At 68.4% G+C, this 18,095-nt stretch carries 20 protein-coding genes and 2 tRNA genes; 14 read left to right on the forward strand and 8 right to left on the reverse strand.

All coding sequences use genetic code 11. The features are described from left to right. Positions 1–9: 9 nt before the first annotated feature. Positions 10–813, forward strand: coding sequence for a mycolate reductase (gene cmrA / locus ABZV58_RS16325; RefSeq protein ID WP_355000929.1), 804 nt, complete (start codon positions 10–12; stop codon positions 811–813). 73 nt (positions 814–886) lie between these two features. Here the strand turns inward: cmrA and ABZV58_RS16330 are convergent, their stop codons facing one another. After that, a complete protein-coding gene (locus ABZV58_RS16330; protein ID WP_355000930.1) occupies positions 887–1,117 on the reverse strand; it encodes a hypothetical protein in 231 nt (76 codons plus the stop codon). Positions 1,118–1,381: 264 nt separating this feature from the next. Between ABZV58_RS16330 and lysA the strand changes: the two genes are divergently transcribed. After that, a complete protein-coding gene (gene lysA, locus ABZV58_RS16335; RefSeq protein WP_355000931.1) occupies positions 1,382–2,755 on the forward strand; it encodes a diaminopimelate decarboxylase in 1,374 nt (457 codons plus the stop codon). Between the two features lie 12 nt (positions 2,756–2,767). Here lysA and ABZV58_RS16340 read toward each other — a convergent pair whose 3' ends face one another. Next, positions 2,768–4,549: a helicase HerA-like domain-containing protein gene (locus ABZV58_RS16340; RefSeq protein ID WP_355000932.1), complete on the reverse strand. Its 1,782-nt coding sequence runs from the start codon at positions 4,547–4,549 to the stop codon at positions 2,768–2,770. A gap of 370 nt (positions 4,550–4,919) precedes the next feature. On the opposite strand from ABZV58_RS16340, the gene orn reads away from it, so the two are divergent. The 3 genes from orn (at position 4,920) to ABZV58_RS16355 (ending at position 6,266) form a co-directional block, all read left to right on the forward strand. Then, on the forward strand, positions 4,920–5,570 hold the full coding sequence (gene orn / locus ABZV58_RS16345) for an oligoribonuclease (RefSeq protein ID WP_355000933.1): 651 nt from the start codon (positions 4,920–4,922) through the stop codon (positions 5,568–5,570). A 54-nt stretch (positions 5,571–5,624) separates the two neighbouring features. Further along, a tRNA-His gene (locus ABZV58_RS16350) sits at positions 5,625–5,700 on the forward strand. 215 nt (positions 5,701–5,915) lie between these two features. Next, positions 5,916–6,266, forward strand: a complete 351-nt coding sequence (locus ABZV58_RS16355; RefSeq protein ID WP_355000934.1) for a hypothetical protein — start codon at positions 5,916–5,918, stop codon at positions 6,264–6,266. Between the two features lie 70 nt (positions 6,267–6,336). Here ABZV58_RS16355 and ABZV58_RS16360 read toward each other — a convergent pair whose 3' ends face one another. Further along, complete coding sequence (locus ABZV58_RS16360) at positions 6,337–7,551, reverse strand: Ig-like domain-containing protein (RefSeq protein ID WP_355000935.1); 1,215 nt, start codon at positions 7,549–7,551, stop codon at positions 6,337–6,339. Positions 7,552–7,862: 311 nt separating this feature from the next. Here ABZV58_RS16360 and ABZV58_RS16365 point away from each other — a divergent pair. The 3 genes from ABZV58_RS16365 (at position 7,863) to ABZV58_RS16375 (ending at position 9,672) form a co-directional block, all read left to right on the forward strand. Then, positions 7,863–7,935, forward strand: a tRNA-Lys gene (locus ABZV58_RS16365). Positions 7,936–8,627: 692 nt separating this feature from the next. Beyond that, entirely contained in the window at positions 8,628–9,281 is a 654-nt protein-coding gene (locus ABZV58_RS16370; RefSeq protein WP_355000936.1) for a transglycosylase SLT domain-containing protein, read from the forward strand. A 76-nt stretch (positions 9,282–9,357) separates the two neighbouring features. Continuing rightward, the gene (locus ABZV58_RS16375; RefSeq protein WP_355000937.1) at positions 9,358–9,672 is read left to right on the forward strand and encodes a hypothetical protein; all 315 of its coding nucleotides are present in this window, start codon (positions 9,358–9,360) and stop codon (positions 9,670–9,672) included. Positions 9,673–9,675: 3 nt separating this feature from the next. Here the strand turns inward: ABZV58_RS16375 and ABZV58_RS16380 are convergent, their stop codons facing one another. After that, complete coding sequence (locus ABZV58_RS16380; protein ID WP_355000938.1) at positions 9,676–10,140, reverse strand: MarR family winged helix-turn-helix transcriptional regulator; 465 nt, start codon at positions 10,138–10,140, stop codon at positions 9,676–9,678. 79 nt (positions 10,141–10,219) lie between these two features. On the opposite strand from ABZV58_RS16380, the gene ABZV58_RS16385 reads away from it, so the two are divergent. Together ABZV58_RS16385 and ABZV58_RS16390 are read left to right on the forward strand one after the other, a co-directional pair. After that, positions 10,220–11,197, forward strand: a complete 978-nt coding sequence (locus tag ABZV58_RS16385; RefSeq protein WP_355000939.1) for a pirin family protein — start codon at positions 10,220–10,222, stop codon at positions 11,195–11,197. Positions 11,198–11,331: 134 nt separating this feature from the next. Beyond that, a complete protein-coding gene (locus ABZV58_RS16390) occupies positions 11,332–11,628 on the forward strand; it encodes an excalibur calcium-binding domain-containing protein (RefSeq protein WP_067788688.1) in 297 nt (98 codons plus the stop codon). Positions 11,629–11,692: 64 nt separating this feature from the next. Here ABZV58_RS16390 and ABZV58_RS16395 read toward each other — a convergent pair whose 3' ends face one another. After that, positions 11,693–11,914, reverse strand: a complete 222-nt coding sequence (locus ABZV58_RS16395; RefSeq protein WP_097246090.1) for a DUF3618 domain-containing protein — start codon at positions 11,912–11,914, stop codon at positions 11,693–11,695. A gap of 140 nt (positions 11,915–12,054) precedes the next feature. Between ABZV58_RS16395 and bcp the strand changes: the two genes are divergently transcribed. Next, a complete protein-coding gene (bcp, locus tag ABZV58_RS16400) occupies positions 12,055–12,525 on the forward strand; it encodes a thioredoxin-dependent thiol peroxidase (protein WP_355000940.1) in 471 nt (156 codons plus the stop codon). A gap of 3 nt (positions 12,526–12,528) precedes the next feature. Here the strand turns inward: bcp and ABZV58_RS16405 are convergent, their stop codons facing one another. Continuing rightward, entirely contained in the window at positions 12,529–13,260 is a 732-nt protein-coding gene (locus ABZV58_RS16405) for a TetR/AcrR family transcriptional regulator (protein WP_355000941.1), read from the reverse strand. A gap of 195 nt (positions 13,261–13,455) precedes the next feature. On the opposite strand from ABZV58_RS16405, the gene ABZV58_RS16410 reads away from it, so the two are divergent. Next, entirely contained in the window at positions 13,456–14,430 is a 975-nt protein-coding gene (locus ABZV58_RS16410) for an ATP-binding cassette domain-containing protein (RefSeq protein WP_355000942.1), read from the forward strand. A 14-nt stretch (positions 14,431–14,444) separates the two neighbouring features. Continuing rightward, on the forward strand, positions 14,445–15,233 hold the full coding sequence (locus tag ABZV58_RS16415) for an ABC transporter permease (RefSeq protein WP_355001159.1): 789 nt from the start codon (positions 14,445–14,447) through the stop codon (positions 15,231–15,233). Between the two features lie 96 nt (positions 15,234–15,329). Here ABZV58_RS16415 and ABZV58_RS16420 read toward each other — a convergent pair whose 3' ends face one another. Beyond that, entirely contained in the window at positions 15,330–16,547 is a 1,218-nt protein-coding gene (locus ABZV58_RS16420; RefSeq protein ID WP_355000943.1) for a hypothetical protein, read from the reverse strand. Positions 16,548–16,912: 365 nt separating this feature from the next. On the opposite strand from ABZV58_RS16420, the gene ABZV58_RS16425 reads away from it, so the two are divergent. After that, a complete protein-coding gene (locus tag ABZV58_RS16425; RefSeq protein WP_067788869.1) occupies positions 16,913–17,575 on the forward strand; it encodes a TetR/AcrR family transcriptional regulator in 663 nt (220 codons plus the stop codon). 6 nt (positions 17,576–17,581) lie between these two features. Here ABZV58_RS16425 and ABZV58_RS16430 read toward each other — a convergent pair whose 3' ends face one another. Further along, positions 17,582–18,019, reverse strand: a complete 438-nt coding sequence (locus tag ABZV58_RS16430; protein WP_067788698.1) for a holo-ACP synthase — start codon at positions 18,017–18,019, stop codon at positions 17,582–17,584. Positions 18,020–18,095 lie beyond the last annotated feature (76 nt).

Genomic DNA, 18,095 nt, shown 5'->3' on the forward strand with positions numbered 1-18,095 from the left:
ATCGCTCAGGTGAGCCTGCCCTCCCCCACCTCCGAGAACCGCGCCGTCGTCACCGGAGCCTCCTCCGGCATCGGCACCGCGCTGGCCGCCGAACTGGCCGGACGCGGCCATTCGCTGATCCTGGTCGCCCGCCGCGGCGACCTGCTGAACGAGCTCGCGCAGCGGCTCACCCTGGCGCACGGCATCACCGCCGAGGTGCGCGCGGTCGACCTGTCCGACCGCGCGCAACGCGGCCCGTTGGTCGAGGAGTTGTCGGCGCGCGACATCTCGATCCTGTGCAACAACGCGGGCATCGCGACGTTCGGCCCGGTCGCGCAGCTGGACCTGGAGTACGAGCGCGCCCAGATGGAGCTCAACGCCGTCGCCGTGCACGATCTCACCCTGGCGGTGCTGCCCGGCATGATCGCGCGCGGCGCCGGTGGCATCTTGATCAGCGGCTCGGCCGCGGGCAACATGCCGATCCCGAACAACGCCACCTACGCCGCGAGCAAGGCGTTCGCCAACACCTTCTGCGAATCGCTGCGCGGTGAGCTGAAGGACTCGGGAGTGCACGTCACGCTGCTGGCGCCGGGCCCGGTGCGCACCGAAATGCCCGACCCGGCCGAGGCCTCGATCGTCGACCGTTTGGTCCCCGACTTCATGTGGGTGTCCTCGGAATACACCGCGAAGGTCTCCATCGACGCGCTTGCCCGCAACAAGATGCGTGTCGTCCCCGGCCTGATCAGCAAGGGCATGAGCGTCGCGGGCCAGTACGGTCCCCGCGCCCTCACCGCCCCCGTCGCGGGCGCGTTCTACCGCAAGCTCGGCGGCTGACCAGACACTGCGAAGGTCCCCGTCGCTGCGACGGGGACCTTCGTCGTGTTCGGAGGGGTTCTGTCGGGGCCGATCAGCTCTTGGCTTCCGTGACGAACTTGATCAGTTGGCCCACGGTGGAGAACGCCTCGATACCCGCGCTGGGCAGCTCGATGTCGTACTCCTTCTCGATGGCCTGGATGACCAGCTCCTGCCGGTAGGCGCTGCTGTCCAGGTCGAGAATGGCGGTGGCGGGCGTGACCTTCTCCGCGTCGGCCAGGTATTCCTTCAGCAGTGCGATGACTCGCTCTTCGATGGTCGCCATGTCGATCATGGTGCCATAGCGATCACGCATAGAACGGCACCGCGAGGCGTTTCGGCGCCGCGCGGCTCCGGGCGCCGCGCGAGGCGCCCGAACCGGGTGTGAGCTGCGATAATGCCAGGCCAGGGCGGGCGTCAGCGGGGCGTCAGGAACGGAGGGGCGGCCGTCAAAGAGGCGTTAGGGACGCGTCCACAGTGGTCTGGGAGGCGTAGTCCTGGCATCGGCCCCGCAGTTCAGAGAAAGCGGGGGCGCACCCAGGAGAACACTGTGACGCTGCTCGAAATCTTCCCGTCGCTGCGGTCGGGGATGCCCTCGCGGCTCGATCCGGCGGTGTGGCCACGGGACACGCACTACGACAGCGAAGGCCGTATCACGGTCGGCGGTGTGGCCCTGGCCGACATCGCCGACGAGTACGGGACGGCCACCTATGTGTTGGACGAACAGGAGGTCCGGTCGCGGTGCCGCGCCTACCACAAGGCGTTTCCCGAAGCGGAGATCATCTACGCGGGGAAGGCGCTGATGATCCGCGCGGTCGCCGAGTGGGTTTCCCAGGAGGGCCTCTCGGTGGACGTGTGCTCGGCGGGCGAACTCGCCATCGCCCTGTCGGCCGGTGTGAACCCGGAGCGAATCATCCTGCACGGCAACGGAAAATCCTGCGACGAACTGCGCACCGCGGTGCGCTGCGGCGTCGGGCGGATCGTGGTCGACTCGCTCACCGAGATCACGCTGCTCTCCGCGCTGGCCACCTCACGTCAGCGGGTGCTGGTGCGCCTCTCCCCCGGCATCGACGTGCACGGCCATCCCGCGGTCAAGACGGGCGTCGTCGACCAGAAGTTCGGCTTCCCGCTCGGCAGCGACCTGGCCGCCGAGGCGGTCGAGCGCATCATGCGCAGGAAGAACCTGGAGCTGGTCGGCTTCCACTGCCATCTCGGCTCGCAGATCTACAACCCCGACCACTACGGCGAGGCGGTCCGCAGGATGATCGGCGAAATGGCGCGCGTGCGGGAGGATCACGGGCACATCCTCACCGAACTCGACCTCGGTGGCGGGCACGCCGTCGCCTACCGCGGCGGTGACGCCGAGATGAACCTGACCGAGCTGTCCGAGATCCTCGAGGACGCGCTCGACGCGGGCTGCGCCCGGCACCACTTCCCGCGCCCGCGCATCGCGGTGGAACCGGGCCGCGCGATCGTGGCGCGCGCGGGCGTGACGCTCTACCGGGTGCTCTCGGTGAAGCACATCGAGGGCGGGCACACCTACGTCACCGTCGACGGCGGCATGAGCGACAACCCGCGGGTCGCGCTGTACGGCGCGCGCTACGACGTGGTGCTCGCCAACCGCCACCCCTGTGGGCCGCACATGACCGCCACCATCGCGGGCCGCCACTGCGAGGCAGGCGACGTCCTCGCCGTCGACGTCCGGCTGCCCGCCGACCTGCGCCCCGGCGAGATCCTCGCGGTCCCGTGCACCGGCGCCTACCACCACAGCCTGGCCAGCACCTACAACAGCGTCGGCCGCCCGCCCATTGTCGCCGTCCGCGACGGTCGCACCAGAACCCTCGTCCGCCGCGAGACGATCGACGATCTCATGGCGCGCGAAGTGGGGGTCCGACTCGCGGACCCCGCCACTCCGTCCGAATAGACCTCCGACCGCTCAGCGGCGGCGGCGGGTGCCGAACAGAGTGCGGCTGATCTCGCGGCCCGCCGCGGATGCCGCCGAACGGAGGAAGCTCTTCACCGCCGGGTTCTTCATGATGCGTTCCGCGGCGGATTCTTCCTCTTGGCGCGGGGAGCGGCCGGGTACCGGGGCGGCTTCCGGTTGCTCCGGTTCGGCCGCGGCCAGTTTCGCGGTGAGCATCTCGTAGGCGGACTCGCGGTCGATGGTCTGGCCGTACTTCGTGGCGAGCGCGCTGGAGAGCGCCTGGGACTTGATGGCGTCCTCGCCGATGGTGTCCATCAGCGAACGCGGCGGCTGAATCCTGGTCCACGCCACGGGCGTCGGGGAGCCAGTCTCGGAGAGAACCGTCACCACGGCCTCGCCGGTGCCGAGCGAGGTCAGCGCCTTCTCCAGGTCGTAGGTCGAGGTCTTCGGGTAGGTGCGGACCGTCTTGGACAGCGCCTTCTGATCGTCGGGGGTGAAAGCGCGCAGCGCGTGCTGAACGCGCGCGCCGAGCTGCGAGAGCACCTGGTTCGGGATGTCGGTGGGCAGCTGCGTGCAGAAGAACACGCCGACACCCTTCGAGCGGATCAGTTTGACCGTCTGCTCGACCTGATCCAGGAACGCCTTCGAGGCGTTGTCGAACAGCAGATGCGCCTCGTCGAAGATGAACACCAGCTTGGGCTCGTCGACATCGCCGACCTCGGGCAACGTCTGGAACAGATCGGCGAGCACCCACATCAGGAATGTGGAGAACATCACCGGCCGCGCCGCCTGCGCGCCGAGCTCGAACAGCGTGATCACACCCTGACCGCCCGAGACCCGGACCAGATCGGCCGGGTCCAGTTCCGGTTCGCCGAAGAACGTGTCGCCGCCGTCGGCCTCCAGGTTGACCAGCGCGCGCAGGATCACGCCCGCGGTCTGCGCCGACACACCGCCGATGCCCTTCAGGTCCGCCTTGCCGTCGGGGCTGGTCAAGTGGGTGATGACCGCGCGAAGGTCTTTGAGATCCAGCAGCGCGAGGCCCTGCTGGTCGGCCCAGTGGAAGATCAGCCCGAGGGTCGATTCCTGCGTCTCGTTGAGATCCAGGACCTTGCTCAACAGCACCGGGCCGAACGAGGTGATGGTGGCCCGGATCGGCACGCCGATACCGCCGGTGCCCAGCGAGACGAACTCCGTCGGGAAGCCGCTGGGCGCCCAGTCCGGCGCGCCCGTGTCCCGCGCCCTCGCGCTGATCTTGTCGTCGGCCTCGCCGGGCCGACTCAAACCGGAGAGATCGCCCTTGATGTCGGCGAGCACCACCGGAACGCCCGCCCGCGACAGCTGCTCGGCGATGCCCTGGAGCGTTTTGGTCTTCCCGGTTCCGGTGGCGCCCGCGACCAAGCCGTGCCGGTTCACCGTGCGCATCGGAATCCGCACTCGCGCGGTGGGATCCACGGTTCCGTTCACGACCACGGTGCCCAGTTCCAGCGCCGCGCCGTCGAAGGCGTAGCCCGCGGCGATCTCCTGTGCGGCAGAGCTCGCGTCGGCGACCTTGGCCGAGTCGGCATCCGCGTCGGCACTCTTCGAGGCGCGGCTCTCGCCGCCCTTCGCGGCCGTCTGCCTGGCGCGCGTCGCGCGGTCCGGCGCATTCTCGCCCGGAGCGGCGGACCCCTCAGTTCGGTGCTCGGCGAGCTCACGCTCGGCGGCTTCCGCGGCGGCTGCCGCCTCGGCCGCGATTCGCGCCGCTTCGTCGGCCGCCTTACGCGCCGCGGCCGCCTTCTCCTCGGGAGTGGTCATCGCACGTCCTCCGTCTGTCGAACCGAAAACGCCTAGGGCCCAACCGGGCGTAGGTCCGCCGTCAGCTCGCGCGTGGCCGCAGCGGAGGTACCCCTGGTGGGCGCTGCCGGACAGAGTCCGTCGACAGCCCGCACGGCCCGAGCGGAGGCGAAAGTACGCCTTGCCGATCTCTGCGGAAACTGTATCCCCGGTGGGAGCGTTCCGCGGCCGGGTACCCGCGCGGGCATCGCCGACACGAGCCTGTGTGCGGACGAACACCGGCCGCGGGAACGACACTTCGGCGCGCGAGAAATCAGCACCGTAGGCGCGCGGAAGGCGAACGTGCTTGTCAGCCGAGGGTGGCCGCGCGGATGCCAGTAAGGTTGCCTGAGTGTCCGACAAACTTGTGGTGTGGATGGATTGCGAGATGACCGGCCTGCGCCTGGACAGCGACAAGCTGATCGAGGTGGCCGCGCTCGTGACCGACAGCGACCTCAACATTCTCGGTGACGGTGTCGACATCGTCATCCACGCCGATGACGAGGCGCTGGCCGCGATGCCTCCGGTCGTCGCCGACATGCACGAGCGCTCCGGTCTGACCGAAGAGGTGCGGCGCTCCACCGTCACCCTCGCCGAGGCCGAGCAGCAGGTGCTCGACTACATCCGCGCCTACGCCCCCACCGCGGGAACGGTTCCGCTGGCGGGTAACTCGATCGCCACCGACCGCGGCTTCCTCGCCCGCGACATGCCCGCGCTGGACAGTCACCTGCACTACCGGATGATCGATGTGAGCTCCATCAAAGAGCTGTGCCGCCGCTGGTACCCGCGCATCTACTTCGGCCAGCCGGAGAAGGGCCTCACCCACCGCGCCCTCGCCGACATCAAAGAGTCCATCCGCGAGCTGGAGTACTACCGGCGCACCGCGTTCGTCGCGCCGCCCGGGCCGTCCAGCACGGAGATCGCCACGGTCGCCGCCGAGCTCAGCGGCACCGCCAAGCCCGCCGCCTCGGCGCCGCGCAACGGCGCACTGGAAGCCGATTAGGGAATCGCGGGGGTGGCACGCTAGTATCTAGCGCGCCGGTAGTTACCGGCGATGGTGAGTGTAGTTCAGTTGGTAGAGCACCAGGTTGTGATCCTGGCTGTCGCGGGTTCGAGTCCCGTCACTCACCCCACGCGAAATGCGCGAGTCCAGTGGGCTCGCGCATTTCGCGTTTCCGGGCCGATTCACCCCGCGCACCCAACGCCGTTTCGACCGCGCCGATTCGGGGCGACATCGCCACTCGGCGCACCGCCCCAGCACTGGAATTCGTTCTGAAACACAGATACTTCCAAATGTGACCCGCATCTCCCCCACTGGCCGTAAACTGCGGCACCAGGGTGTGCCGCCGTGGCATCACCCGGCCCGGGAGAAAGACAGCACTACGTGAAGCGTTCCGCCGTTCTCGCAGCACTAGTCGGCGCCACCTTGCTCGGCGGGTCCGGAGGCACCGCCTCGGCGGCGCGCGAGGCGACTCCGGTCGACCTGCCCGCCGACACCGGATCCGCGGGCATCACCAGTGGCTCCGCGCACAGCACCGGATCCTCGGGCGGCGCGACGACCACCGGCTCCACCGGCACCGGCTCCGGCCCCGCGTTGGAGAAGATCCTCTTCGGCGGCCCGCTGCTCTGCGCCGCCGTGGGCAGCGCGTTCAACGCCAACCTCACCTGCGCGGGCACCCCGGGGCCGATCATCCCCTGAGCCCACCGACGACAAAGGCCCCCGGCACTCGCCGGGGGCCTTTGCGTTGCCGCTCAGGGACTTTCGCGCGTCATCCGACGTCCGCGTTGCCCGCCTTCCACTCCGACCACGGAATGTTCCAGTCACCGAGGCCGTCGGTGCCGGACAGCGTGCCGCCCACGGTGTTCTTGATGATCGTGATGTCACCGCGCTTGGCGAAGTTGAACACCCACTGCGCATTCGCCGGACTCAGGTTCAGGCAGCCGTGGCTGGCGTTCGAGTAACCCTGCTGAGCCACCGACCACGGAGCCGAGTGGAAGAAGATGCCGCTGTAGGAGATTCGGGTCGCGAAGTCGACCGGCGTACGGTAGCCGTCCGCGGAGTTCACCGCCACGCCGTAGGTCGAGGAGTCCATGATGATCTTCTCGTGCTTGTCAGCGACGATGTAGATGCCGTTGTCGGTGGGCGTGCTGTCCTTGCCCATCGAGGTCGGCATGGTGCGGATCACCTGACCGTTCTGCTCGACCGTCACCTGGTGCGTGTCGTCGTCCGCGGTGAAGATCACAGCGTCGCCGACCACGAAGTGCGAGGTGATGTTGTCCTGGCCGTACAGCCCGTTGCCGAGGTTCTTGCCGTAGACGTTCACCTGGATGTCGACTCGCGTGCCCGGCGCCCAGAAATGCTCTGGCCGCCAACGGACTTCGCGGTTGTTCACCCAGTAGAAGGCACCCTCCACCGGCGGGTTCGTCGTGATCTTGATCGCATCCTGGGCCGCCTTGCGGTCCGGGATGTTCTCGTCGAACTGAATCGCCACCGGCTGACCGATACCGACGACTTCGCCCTCCCCCGGGATCAGATACGGCTTGGTCTGGTTGTTCGGCGAGCTCGTGGTGAAGCTCAGCGTAGTGGTGTTGGCGCCGCCGAGACCGATGGCGTCCGCGGTCAGCTGGTAGGTCTTGCCGTAACCGAGCACCTCGGCGGTCTCCCAGGTCCGCCCGTCGGCGGCGAGGTTGCCGCTGACCGGCTTGCCCTGCTGGTTGACCAACGTCACATTGGTGAACTTGCCGTCGTCGACCTTGAAAGTCATAGGCATGCCGGGTGATACGCCTTTGTCGCCGTCTTTGACGGGAGCGAGCAGCTTCGGCTTGATCAGTTCGGTGATCGGATTCCGGTCGATGGCAACCGCCGCGTCCGCGCTACCGGACGAGGGCGAGCAGGCCGAAGATCCCAATGCGATCACGGCGAGCACTACCAAAGGTCCGCTGAGTATTCGTATCGACCGCCGCCGACCTCGACCAATGCGCATATCAACCCCGTTTCAAGTCTCGGCGCCGTCCAGACACGCGCCGATGGCTTCGGATCCAACCGACGAAAGAAGCTCAACCCACCGCGCCGGCGGGATCGGTCGAGACCGCGTTCCTAACATTCTGCCAGTCCGGTCTGACCGATCCAACGCGAACTACACGCGCAACGGGCCAAGTTCCACCGGATAGATCCCCGCGGGAGCCCCCAGTGTTAACACCCGTCGCCGACCACACAAAACGGCCCTTCACCAGGCGATTTCACTTCTGCGGCCCCGGCCTGTTAATCTTTGTCCCGCACCGGAACACGGAGCAGGCGCCATTAGCTCAATTGGCAGAGCAGCTGACTCTTAATCAGCGGGTTCGGGGTTCGAGTCCCTGATGGCGCACAGTACAGACCGTGCCTAGCTTCCAGTCACGATTGGACAAGGGCACGGTCTTTTCGTGTCCGAATCGTCGCTCGGCGATCATCTCCGCGATGGTAACGACGCCGTGACCTAAACACTCGGAACAGCCTGGAACAGGGCCTATCGGGGGTTGTAAACCCCGATTAGACGCAGGTCACTCCACAATTTTTGTGACCTAGCGCACAACGCGTTTAGAAGCAAACGCCCTGGTAAATCGCGTTTCGGTAACGAAGCCCTGGTCGTTCCAAGATCGACAGCATCTATCATTCAGGTCTCGTTCACCTTCCGTTAACCTTCCGTGACCATTCTGCAATCAGGTCGCAAAGAGACCTGAGGTTTGGTTAGACCGAGGTGTTGTTTACACGCATTCGGAAAACGACCGGACGGACCCGAGTTGGTCCAGGCGGTCGCGGGTGCGGATCGGCAACGGATCCCCGATCACCCGCCTACGCCTATCGCTCCACTGTTGTGGAGTTCCGCGCGACGCCGCGGCCCGGGCCAGAAATGCCCGGTACCCGCCCTGCCGCGTTCCGGGGACCGGAGTGTCCCCCACAACAAAATCCACAACAGCACATCGACTTTTCCCGGCGAGCGCCATGAGCGTCCACCGCCGGATCCGCGCTGCCCGAGTGCGGCCGGACCGCCCTGTCCCCGAACAAGGAACCGATTCAGAAATGCCTGACAGTCGCCTTTCCACCCTGCGCCGCACCACCCTGCGCGAGGGCCTGACCTTCGCCGTAGCCGCGGCTGGCATCGTGGCCGTCGCCGCCTCGTCGGCGGTGTCGGTGGCCGACGACAGCGTTCCGGCCCGCGTCGCCGTGGTCGCCGAGCAGCAGCCCGCGGCCGCCCCCGCCCCCGTGGTGGAAGCCGCGCCCGTCGCCGAAGTCCTGCCCGCTCCCGCCCCGGCCCCCGAGGCTGCGGCTCCGGTCCCGGCTCCGATGCCCGCGCCGGAACCCGTTCCCGCGCCGATGCCCGCCCCGGCCCCGGCCCCGGCTCCGCCGGTGTACGAGAACAACCTGGACGGCTGGATCCGCCAGGCCCTCGACATCATGGCCGCCAACAACATCCCGGGCTCCTACGAGGGCATCCACCGCAACATCATGCGCGAGTCCAGCGGCAACCCGCAGGCCATCAACCTGTGGGACTCCAACGCCGCCGCGGGCATCCCGTCCAAGGGCCTGCTCCAGGTCATCGACCCGACCTTCGCGGCCTACCACGTGGCCGGCACCCCGTTCGACGTCTGGGATCCGGTGGCCAACATCGTCGCGGCCTGCAACTACGCCGCGCACCGCTACGGCAGCATGGACAACGTGAACAGCGCGTACTGATCCGTCTCCAGTACGACGAACGCCCCGCCTCCGGTCAGCGCGACCGGGTGCGGGGCGTTCGTCGTAGGATGCCCGGGTGGCCGATTACGCGCACTCCGACGCGTCGGTCAGCCGAAGGGCCGAGAAGGCCCGCCGCTTGGCCGTCTATCTCTGGGACCGCGATATCAGCGGCGCCGAACTGCGCGACATGCCCGCCGCGACCCGCCGCAAGCTGGCCCGCGCCGCCGAAACGAACCCGCCGAGCACCGACGAGACCTGGCTTGTCGTCGCCCGCCTGCTCGACGAGAAGAACGCGTGGGCCGTTCGCAACCCCGATCACGCGGCGGCGGCGCGCGCGCACGTGGACGAGAAGCTGCTGTGGGTGAAGCCGCCGATCACGCCGTGGTCGTAGTGGTCACACCGCGAGATCGGTCACGCTCTCGGCGGTGGTACTGACCTTGTCCGACAGCGAGCGCAGCGCCCGTGCCTCCGCGTCGGTCATCGCATCGATGAAGACGCGGCGAACCAGATCCACGTGGTTGGGCGCGGCCTGCTCGAGCGCGGTCCGGCCCGCCGCCGTCAGCTCGACGACGATCCCGCGCGCGTCCTCCTCGGAGGGCCGCCGCTCGACCAACCCGCGCGCCGCCATCCTGGCCAGGTGCTTGGACAACCTGCTCTTCTCCCAGCACACCTCGGCGGCGAGTTCTTTGGCCCTCAGTCGGCCCTGCGGCGCGGCGGAGAGCGGAACGAGCAGTTCATAGTCGGCCAGGGAGAGTCCGTCGCGGGCCAGCCCGGCCATGATCGCCGCGTCCATCCGCTGGCGCAGCCGGATGTAGGCCTGCCAGGTCTCCTGCTCGTCGTCGCTCAGCCATCGCGCCACGGGAATGATCCTAAACCCCACTTGGTTGACATGGACACCAACCGGCCGAGGCCGGTCCCCCGCACAGGAGGTGCTCCCCATGCCCGCCATCGCCGTCGACAACATCCTGGTGCTGCCGCGCCTGCCCCGCCCCGACGAGACCATGCGCGAACGCCCGGTCCGGCAGGTCGTCACCGCGCACAAGCAAAGCGAAGGCGCGGGCTTCGAGGTGACGCGTCCGTTCCCCAGCGTGGACCTGCGTGCCGCCGACCCGTTCATCCTGCTCGACCAGATGGGTCCGGTGACCTACGAACCGCACGAGGCCAAGGGTGCGCCATGGCATCCGCACCGCGGCTTCGAGACCGTTACCTACATGCTCGACGGCACCATGGTGCATCACGACTCGAACGGTGGCGGCGGCGTCATCAGCGAGGGCGACACGCAGTGGATGACCGCGGGCTCCGGCATCCTGCACGACGAGGTGCCGCCCGAGGAACTGGTGGTCGCCGGCGGACTGTTCCACGGGGTGCAGCTGTGGGTGAATCTGCCGCGGGCCATGAAGTTCGCCGCGCCGCGCTATCAAGATCTGCGCGGCAGCGAACTGACGCTGGTCAGCTCGCACGACGGCGGCGCGCTGGTGCGACTGATCGCGGGTGAGATCGGCGGATTCGCCGGTCCCGGATCGACCTACACGCCGATCGCCTACGCGCACGCCTCGATCACCCCGGGCGGCCGACTGGAAACGCCCTGGCCGCAGCACTTCTCGGCGATGGCCTATGTGCTCGCGGGCAGTGGGACGGTCGGCGCCGAGCGCAGGCCGATCGGGGCGGGTCAGCTCGCGGTGTTCGGACCGGGCGATTCGATTTCGGTCGACGCGGATGCGAAGCAGCGCGAGCACACCGGCGATCTCGAGGTGCTACTGCTCGGCGGGCAACCGATCCGCGAACCCGTCGTCCAGTACGGCCCGTTCGTCATGAACAGCCGCGCGGAGATCATCCAGGCGATAGAGGACTTCCAGTCGGGACGAATGGGCAACATCCCGGCGGAACACCTCTCCGGCACCCGCCCGGCCCGCTGAACCGGGCTGCCCTATAGCCCCTAATGGCCCTAATTCGGGTGACGCGCGGTTGACAACTGGGCGACCCCTCGCAACAGTGGGTGCGGCGTCGCTCGTCAAGGCGCCCTCCCACCGCAGCACACACAGAGGAATACATGAACGTTCGCCGGCTTACCGTCAGCGCCGCCGTCGCTGGACTGACCATCCTCGCGGCGCCCGCCGCCCTGGCCGCCGCCCCGACCGGTTCTTCCGGAACCGGCTCCTCCGCCATCGACACCGGTTCCGCCGCGACCGGTTCGGCGGGCGTGTCCCAGACCGGCTCGGCCGGTGGCGCCTTCGCCAACTGCGACGACGCCCGCGCGGCTGGTCGCGCCCCGATCTTCCGCGGCGAGCCGGGCTTCGGCCCGCACCTGGATCCCGACGGCGACGGATTCGCCTGCCCGACGGTCTGATACCGCCAAAACGAAAACACCCGGTGTGGCAGTGCCGCACCGGGTGTTTTCGTCTGCCGGGAAATCAGCGGAAGAGCTTCACCAGCACCAAGCCGACGACCAGCGCACCGGCGCCGATCAGGCTGTACTTGACCTTGGGTTCGTTCAGCTTGGCGACGACGATGCTCTTGGTGTCGTCCGCGATCCGCTGCGGATCGGCGCGCACGGCGATCTCGTCCAGAGTGCTCGCCAGCCGGGTGCGGGCGGCCTCGATCTCCCGCTCGATCCGCTCGGTGTCCTTCGCCACGTATGTCCTCCTGTCGATGGGCGTGCCGCCGGGCGCGAACCGGGCCGGGGACCACGTTCCCACCGGCCGTTCGCGAGTCACCAGGGCTCGCGGACGAGTGTATCCGCCTGCTCGATGGGCGTTCGGTTACCGTGCAGGACGTGACCAACCAACGACTCTCCCCCGGCGACACCGCCCCCGCGTTCACACTGCCCGACGCCGACGGCAAGGAGATCTCGCTCGCCGACTACCGCGGCCGCAAGGTGATCGTCTACTTCTACCCCGCCGCGAGCACGCCCGGCTGCACCAAGCAGGCCTGCGACTTCCGCGACAACCTCGGCGAATTGAACGAGGCGGGCATCGACGTCCTCGGCATCTCGCCGGACAAGCCCGCCAAGCTGGCCAAGTTCCGCGACGCCGAGGGACTGACCTTTCCGCTGCTGTCCGATCCGGACCGCGCGGTGCTCACCGCGTGGGGCGCGTTCGGCGAGAAGACGATGTACGGCAAGACCGTCACCGGCGTCATCCGGTCCACCTTCCTGGTGGACGAGCAGGGCAAGATCGAGGTCGCGCAGTACAACGTGCGCGCCACCGGCCACGTCGCCAAGTTGCGCCGCGACCTGTCGGTCTGAACGTCAGCTCTCGAAGGAGCGGATGAGGCTCTCGTAGCCGTCCAGCATCCGCGCCAGACCGAACTCGAAATCGGCCTTCTCCCAGTCGATGTCGTCCTGGTCGAAGGCCTGGTGGGCGAGGGCGGAGAGAATCGCGGGAAACCGCTGCGGATCGAGCACGCGCCGCAGCGCCGCGGTGAAGTCCTGCTCGCCCTCGGTCCCGCCGACCACATTGCTCGCCGCCCAGCGCCTGCCGATGACGTAGAGCGACAGATTCATCACCAGCTGCAGCCGCACCGGCTCGGGCACCGGAGTTTCGGCGAGCGTCGCGAGTCCCGCCTCGAGCCACGCCATGTTGTTCGGGCCCATCGGCGGCGCCTTGAGCGGAATGTCCAGCCACCACGGATGCCGCCCGACCACCTCGAACTCGCTGCGGGCCCAGTACTCCAGCCCCGTCCGCCACGGTGTGCCTGGCGGGATGCGCGGCGGCTCGCCGATCACCCGATCCAGCAACAGCTCGACCAGGGTGTTCTTGCTGTCGACGTACCGGTAGAGCGACATCGCGGTGAAGCCGAGTTGCTGGGCCACCCGGTTCATCGACAGCGCCGCGTAACCCTCCGCGTCGGCCACCTCGATCGCGGCCTCCAGGATCTGGTCCAGCGTCAGCCCGCGTTTGGGGCCGCGCCCGCCCGGCTGATCGAGCCGCCACAACAGTTCCACCGACTTCGGTAGCGCCGCGTCGTCCGACGTCGTCATCTCCCCTTCAGCCTCCTTCGCTCGCCTCGACTCTAGGCGTACCTCCCGCCTCCACTGCGGCCGTGCGCGGTCGGTCGACGAACTACGTCCGGTGGTGGCGATCGTGGGTTACCCGCCCAGGACCTCTTGCGCTCTAAAACTGCTTACTCTATAAACAGAGTTTATTCGATAAACAGTTTCCGGATCGGAGATCCCATGTCCCCCGAACCACCCCCCGCCCTCGCGGTGCACGGGCTCGGCAAGTCCTTCGGCACGCACACCGTGCTCGCCGACATCGATCTGAATGTCGCAGCGGGAACGGTCTTCTCACTGCTCGGACCGAACGGCGCGGGCAAGACCACCCTGGTGCGCATCCTCGCCACGTTGAGCACGCTGGATCGCGGCGAGGCCCGCGTCTTCGGGCACGATCTGGCGGGCGAGCCGGACGTCGTCCGCGGTCTGATCGGCGTCACCGGCCAGTACGCGGCCGTCGACGGCGTGCTGACCGGCACCGAGAACCTGCGCCTCACCGGCAAGCTGCTGCACCTCGGCTCGGCCGAGACGCGCCGCCGCACCGCCGACCTGCTCGAACGTTTCGACCTCGCCGACGCCGCCGACCGGCCGGTCGCCACCTACTCCGGCGGCATGCGCCGTCGCCTCGACCTCGCGATGAGCCTGATGGGCAGGCCGCGCATCGTCTTCCTGGACGAACCGACCACCGGCCTCGACCCGCGCAGCCGCCGCGACTTGTGGTCGGCCATCGAGGAACTCGCCGACGACGGCGCAACGATCTTCCTCACCACGCAGTATCTGGAGGAGGCCGACCAACTCGCCGACCGCATCGCCGTGCTCGACGGCGGACGCATCGTCGCCGAGGGCACCCCCGAGGAGCTCAAGCGCCTCGCCCCCGGCGGCCACATTCGTCTTCGCTTCGCCGACCGGCACCTGCTCGCGGCCGCCGCCCGCGCCGTCGACGATCGCGCCGTCCCCACGGCGGGTAGCCAGGTGGACCCGGAGCAGCTGACCCTTCAGGTGCCGTCCGACGGCAGTGCGGCCGAGGTGAAGCGCCTGCTCGACCGGTTCGCCGACTTGGACATCGCCGTCGAGCGGCTGACCGTGCACACCCCGGACCTCGACGACGTCTTCTTCGCCTTGACCGGCCACCCAGGCCGCACCGAATCGGCCGCATGAGAAACGAGACGACCATGATCACCCCGTCCCCCGCCCTGCGTGCGCTGCGCACCGTCCAGGACTCCGGCACCATGCTGGACCGCAACCTGCGGCACACGCTGCGCAGTCCCGACACCATGATCATGACGATCGCGCTGCCGGTCGTGATCCTGCTGATGTTCGTCTACGTCTTCGGTGGCGCGATGGACGTCGGTCCCGGCGCGTACATCGACTACGTGGTGCCGGGAATCATCCTGCTGTGCGCCGGTTTCGGCGCCTCGACCACCGCCGTCAGCATCTCGACCGACTTGGCCGAGGGCATCATCGACCGGTTCCGCACCATGGCGATCGCGCGATCGGCGGTGCTGACCGGGCATGTGGCCGAGAGCCTGATCCGCAACCTGATCACCACCGGACTCGTCATCGTGGTCGCGGTCGCGCTGGGTTTCCGCCCGACCACCGACCCGCTGCGCTGGCTCGGCGCGCTCGGGGTGATCGCCATGTACGTGCTCGCGCTGTCCTGGCTGTCGGCCGCCCTCGGCCTGCTCGCGCGAAACCCGGAGGCGGCCAACGGTTTCACCTTCTTCTTCATGTTCCTGCCCTACGTGAGCAGCGCGTTCGTGCCGACCGAATCGATGCCGAGCTGGTTGCACCGGTTCGCCGAGAACCAGCCGGTGACGCCGGTGATCGAGACGATGCGCGGTCTGTTGATGGGGACGCCCATCGGCGACAGCGCCCTGCTCGCGGTGCTGTGGTGCGCGGGCATCGCCGTGGTCGGTTACCTCGCGGCGGGCGCGCTCTTCCGACACCGCACCCGCACCTGATCCGAGGCCGACTCGACCGCGGCCGAACCGAGCGCGAGGGTGCGCCGGACAGGCGAAAGGCCCGGCGCGGCGCCGGGCCTTTCGTGCTGTTCGGAGTCAGGCCTCCGACCACTGCTGCGAGGCCCACTGCGCGAGCAAGCGCAGGTGGTTGTCCCACCACTGGTAGAACTCCGGGGTGAAGGCCGCCGGCGGGGGCGCCTCGCCCGGGAACAACATGGCGTCGTTGGGCGCGCCGACCTTGGTGGTGGACGGGATGCCGGTGCCGGGGAGGACCGACGCGGCGGCGGTGTCGGACTCCTGCAGTGCCTCGAACTCCTCCAGCGTCAGCGGACCCGCCTGGCCGCTGCCCCAGCGTTGAAACACCGTCTGCGGCGCGACGGCAGGGTTGTCCGGAGTGATCACGGGCAACTGCCGCGGGACCGACGACGCACCCTTGTCTTCGCGCTCGAAGATCTCCGGCTGCACCGACGAACCCACGGCCATCCCACTGGACGATCCGGTGCCGGGGACCACATGGGCATCGGCGGTGTTCCGCGCGTCGGCGACGACCGAGCGGATGGAGTAGTCGCCGACCGCGTAGACACCGCCGACGACCAGACCGGCCGCGGCCACGCTGGCCGCCGCGAACATCGCCGTCGAACTCCGGCCGCCGCGTGGCTCTTCGACGGTGTCGACCAGTTCCGGCACGTCGGCCATGGCGAACAGCGCGGCGCCGACGGCCGCGGCCGACGACGCGATCTTGCAGGGCAGCACGGGCGCGCCGAAGCGATCCACGGCCGCGCGCACCGCCGGTTCGTCCGCGGCGGAGCCGATCAACACGACCCCGTCGGGGCGGACGGCGGCCGCCTCGAACTGGTCCCACGCGGCCGTCACCGCGGCGCCGAGCGACGACTCGTTAGTGCCACCGGTCTGCGCGACCGCCGCGAGCACCCGATCGCGACCCTTGTCGACCAGCGTGAACGCCTGATATCCGGGAACGACCTCGCAGACGAGCAGATCATCGAACTCGGCGAGCCAGGTCATCACGCCCGCCGCGCTCAGGTGCGCGGATTTCGTCGAGAGCAGCGACGCGGTGCGCCACGGCCCGGACGCGAGCCGGGTCACGATGGCCTTCCGCTCGGCGGCGTCGCGGTAGGCGACCGCGGCGCCCGCGATCTCCCGTCCCTGTCCGACCTCCGCCGCGACGTAGTCCATCGCGGCCTGGACCGCCGCCGCCACATCCGCCTTGTTGTCGCCGTGCGTCTTCGCCACCCGGTGCACCAGCACGCGCTCCACGAGCTTCTCGCCGGTGTCGGCGAGCGCTACCGCGTGCACGGCGCCACGTTCGGTGGAAACGCCGAGAGTTACCACAGATCGAGCTACCACAGATACGCCTTCCCAGTGACTGTCCGGACCGGATCGCCCCGCCCTACGGACGCGGACGAAGTCCTTCCTCAGCCCGCGCACGCGCCGGAGCGAAGGCGAAGGTGCGCCGAGGTGGGCGAACACCCTTGGCAACGTGCCTGCGGATGCACGCACGCTCGGTTAGTGTTCGCGGCCACAACCGTCGCGGATGGGTCGTGAAATGTGACAGACCTGAACACGCAGACCAACTGCGCGTGTCGCGTGTGTGTCGGTACCGCTAGCCTGGATACGTGGAAGTACACACGGAGGCCAGGGCGACGCCGTCCAAGCGACACCTGGACCCCGCGTTGGAACTGCAGGACGATCCGCAAGAGCTGATGCCGCGCAAGCGGCCGACTCAGGAACGCAGCAAACGCAAGTTCGACGCGCTGCTCCAGGCGTCCCGCGAGTTGCTCGTCGAGGTCGGTTTCGAATCGTTCACCTGTGAAGAGGTCGCGGCGCGCGCCGAGGTCCCGATCGGCACGCTGTACCAGTTCTTCGCGAACAAGTACGTCATCGTCTGCGAACTGAATCGCCAAGATCTCGTTGCCGTTTCCCAGGAACTGGCCGACTTCCACGGCGAAGTACCCTCGCTGGACTGGCTGCGGCACATGAACCAGTTCGTCGACCACCTGGCCAATCTCTGGATGACCGACCCCTCCCGGCGCGAGGTCTGGCTGGCCATGCAGTCCACGCCGTCCACCCGCGCCACCGGCGCCATCCACGAGAAGCAGTTCGCCGAGGTCGTCTCGCAGATGCTGCGGCCGCTCACCCCGCGCACGCCGCGGGTCCGGCGCACCATGATGGCCGAGGTCCTCGTGCACGTCGTGTACTCGATGCTCAACTTCTCGGTCCAGGACGAGCAGTCGCACGCCGAGGCCGTCGCCGAGCTCAAGCGGCTGATGGTCGCGTATCTGCTTGTCGCGGAGAAGGAATCCCGCACCGCCAGCGAGCGCTGACGGCGCTCACGCGGTCGTTTCGCGTCCCTCGATCAAGTCGGCCAGCTCGCCCGGATCCTCCAGCACCACCATCGCCGCCGCGGTGTCGCCGTCGTGGGTCAGGGACAGATGCACCCTGGCGCGCGGCAGGAATTCGGCCGCGAGACCGTGCAGTTTGATGCTCGGCCTGCCCCACGCGTCGTTGACCACCTCGATCAGCGGATAGGGGTTGTCGCCGATCTGCGGGCGACGGGCGAAACGCGACGAGGCCCAGGCCTTGAGCACCGCCTCCTTGGCGGCCCAGCGCGCGGCGAAACTGCGCGCCGGATCGGTGCCCTTGCTCTGGCAGTAGCGCCGCTCACCCGCGGTGAAACTCTCCCTGAGCATGGTGGTTCCAGACCGCTCGAGCTGTTCGGCGAACTCGGAGATGGTCACCAAGTCGAGGCCGATCCCCAGGATGGTCAATGCGTCGCAGCTCCTCGAGCCTCGTGGAGTGCGGCCGTTCGCGCGACCGCACCCCGCTTCACCGGACCCGGCGTTC

Source organism: Nocardia sp. NPDC004654, from assembly GCF_040609595.1.
Lineage (GTDB): Bacteria > Actinomycetota > Actinomycetes > Mycobacteriales > Mycobacteriaceae > Nocardia.

Coding starts and splice junctions, on each gene's coding strand:
- ABZV58_RS16390 (WP_067788688.1), top strand. CDS start 11,332: ATGAACGTTCGCCGGCTTACCGTCAGCGCCGCCGTCGCTGGACTGACC.
- ABZV58_RS16340 (WP_355000932.1), bottom strand. CDS start 4,549: ATGACCACTCCCGAGGAGAAGGCGGCCGCGGCGCGTAAGGCGGCCGAC.
- ABZV58_RS16405 (WP_355000941.1), bottom strand. CDS start 13,260: ATGACGACGTCGGACGACGCGGCGCTACCGAAGTCGGTGGAACTGTTG.
- ABZV58_RS16415 (WP_355001159.1), top strand. CDS start 14,445: ATGATCACCCCGTCCCCCGCCCTGCGTGCGCTGCGCACCGTCCAGGAC.
- ABZV58_RS16370 (WP_355000936.1), top strand. CDS start 8,628: ATGCCTGACAGTCGCCTTTCCACCCTGCGCCGCACCACCCTGCGCGAG.
- ABZV58_RS16330 (WP_355000930.1), bottom strand. CDS start 1,117: ATGGCGACCATCGAAGAGCGAGTCATCGCACTGCTGAAGGAATACCTG.
- ABZV58_RS16360 (WP_355000935.1), bottom strand. CDS start 7,551: ATGCGCATTGGTCGAGGTCGGCGGCGGTCGATACGAATACTCAGCGGA.
- ABZV58_RS16410 (WP_355000942.1), top strand. CDS start 13,456: ATGTCCCCCGAACCACCCCCCGCCCTCGCGGTGCACGGGCTCGGCAAG.
- ABZV58_RS16385 (WP_355000939.1), top strand. CDS start 10,220: ATGCCCGCCATCGCCGTCGACAACATCCTGGTGCTGCCGCGCCTGCCC.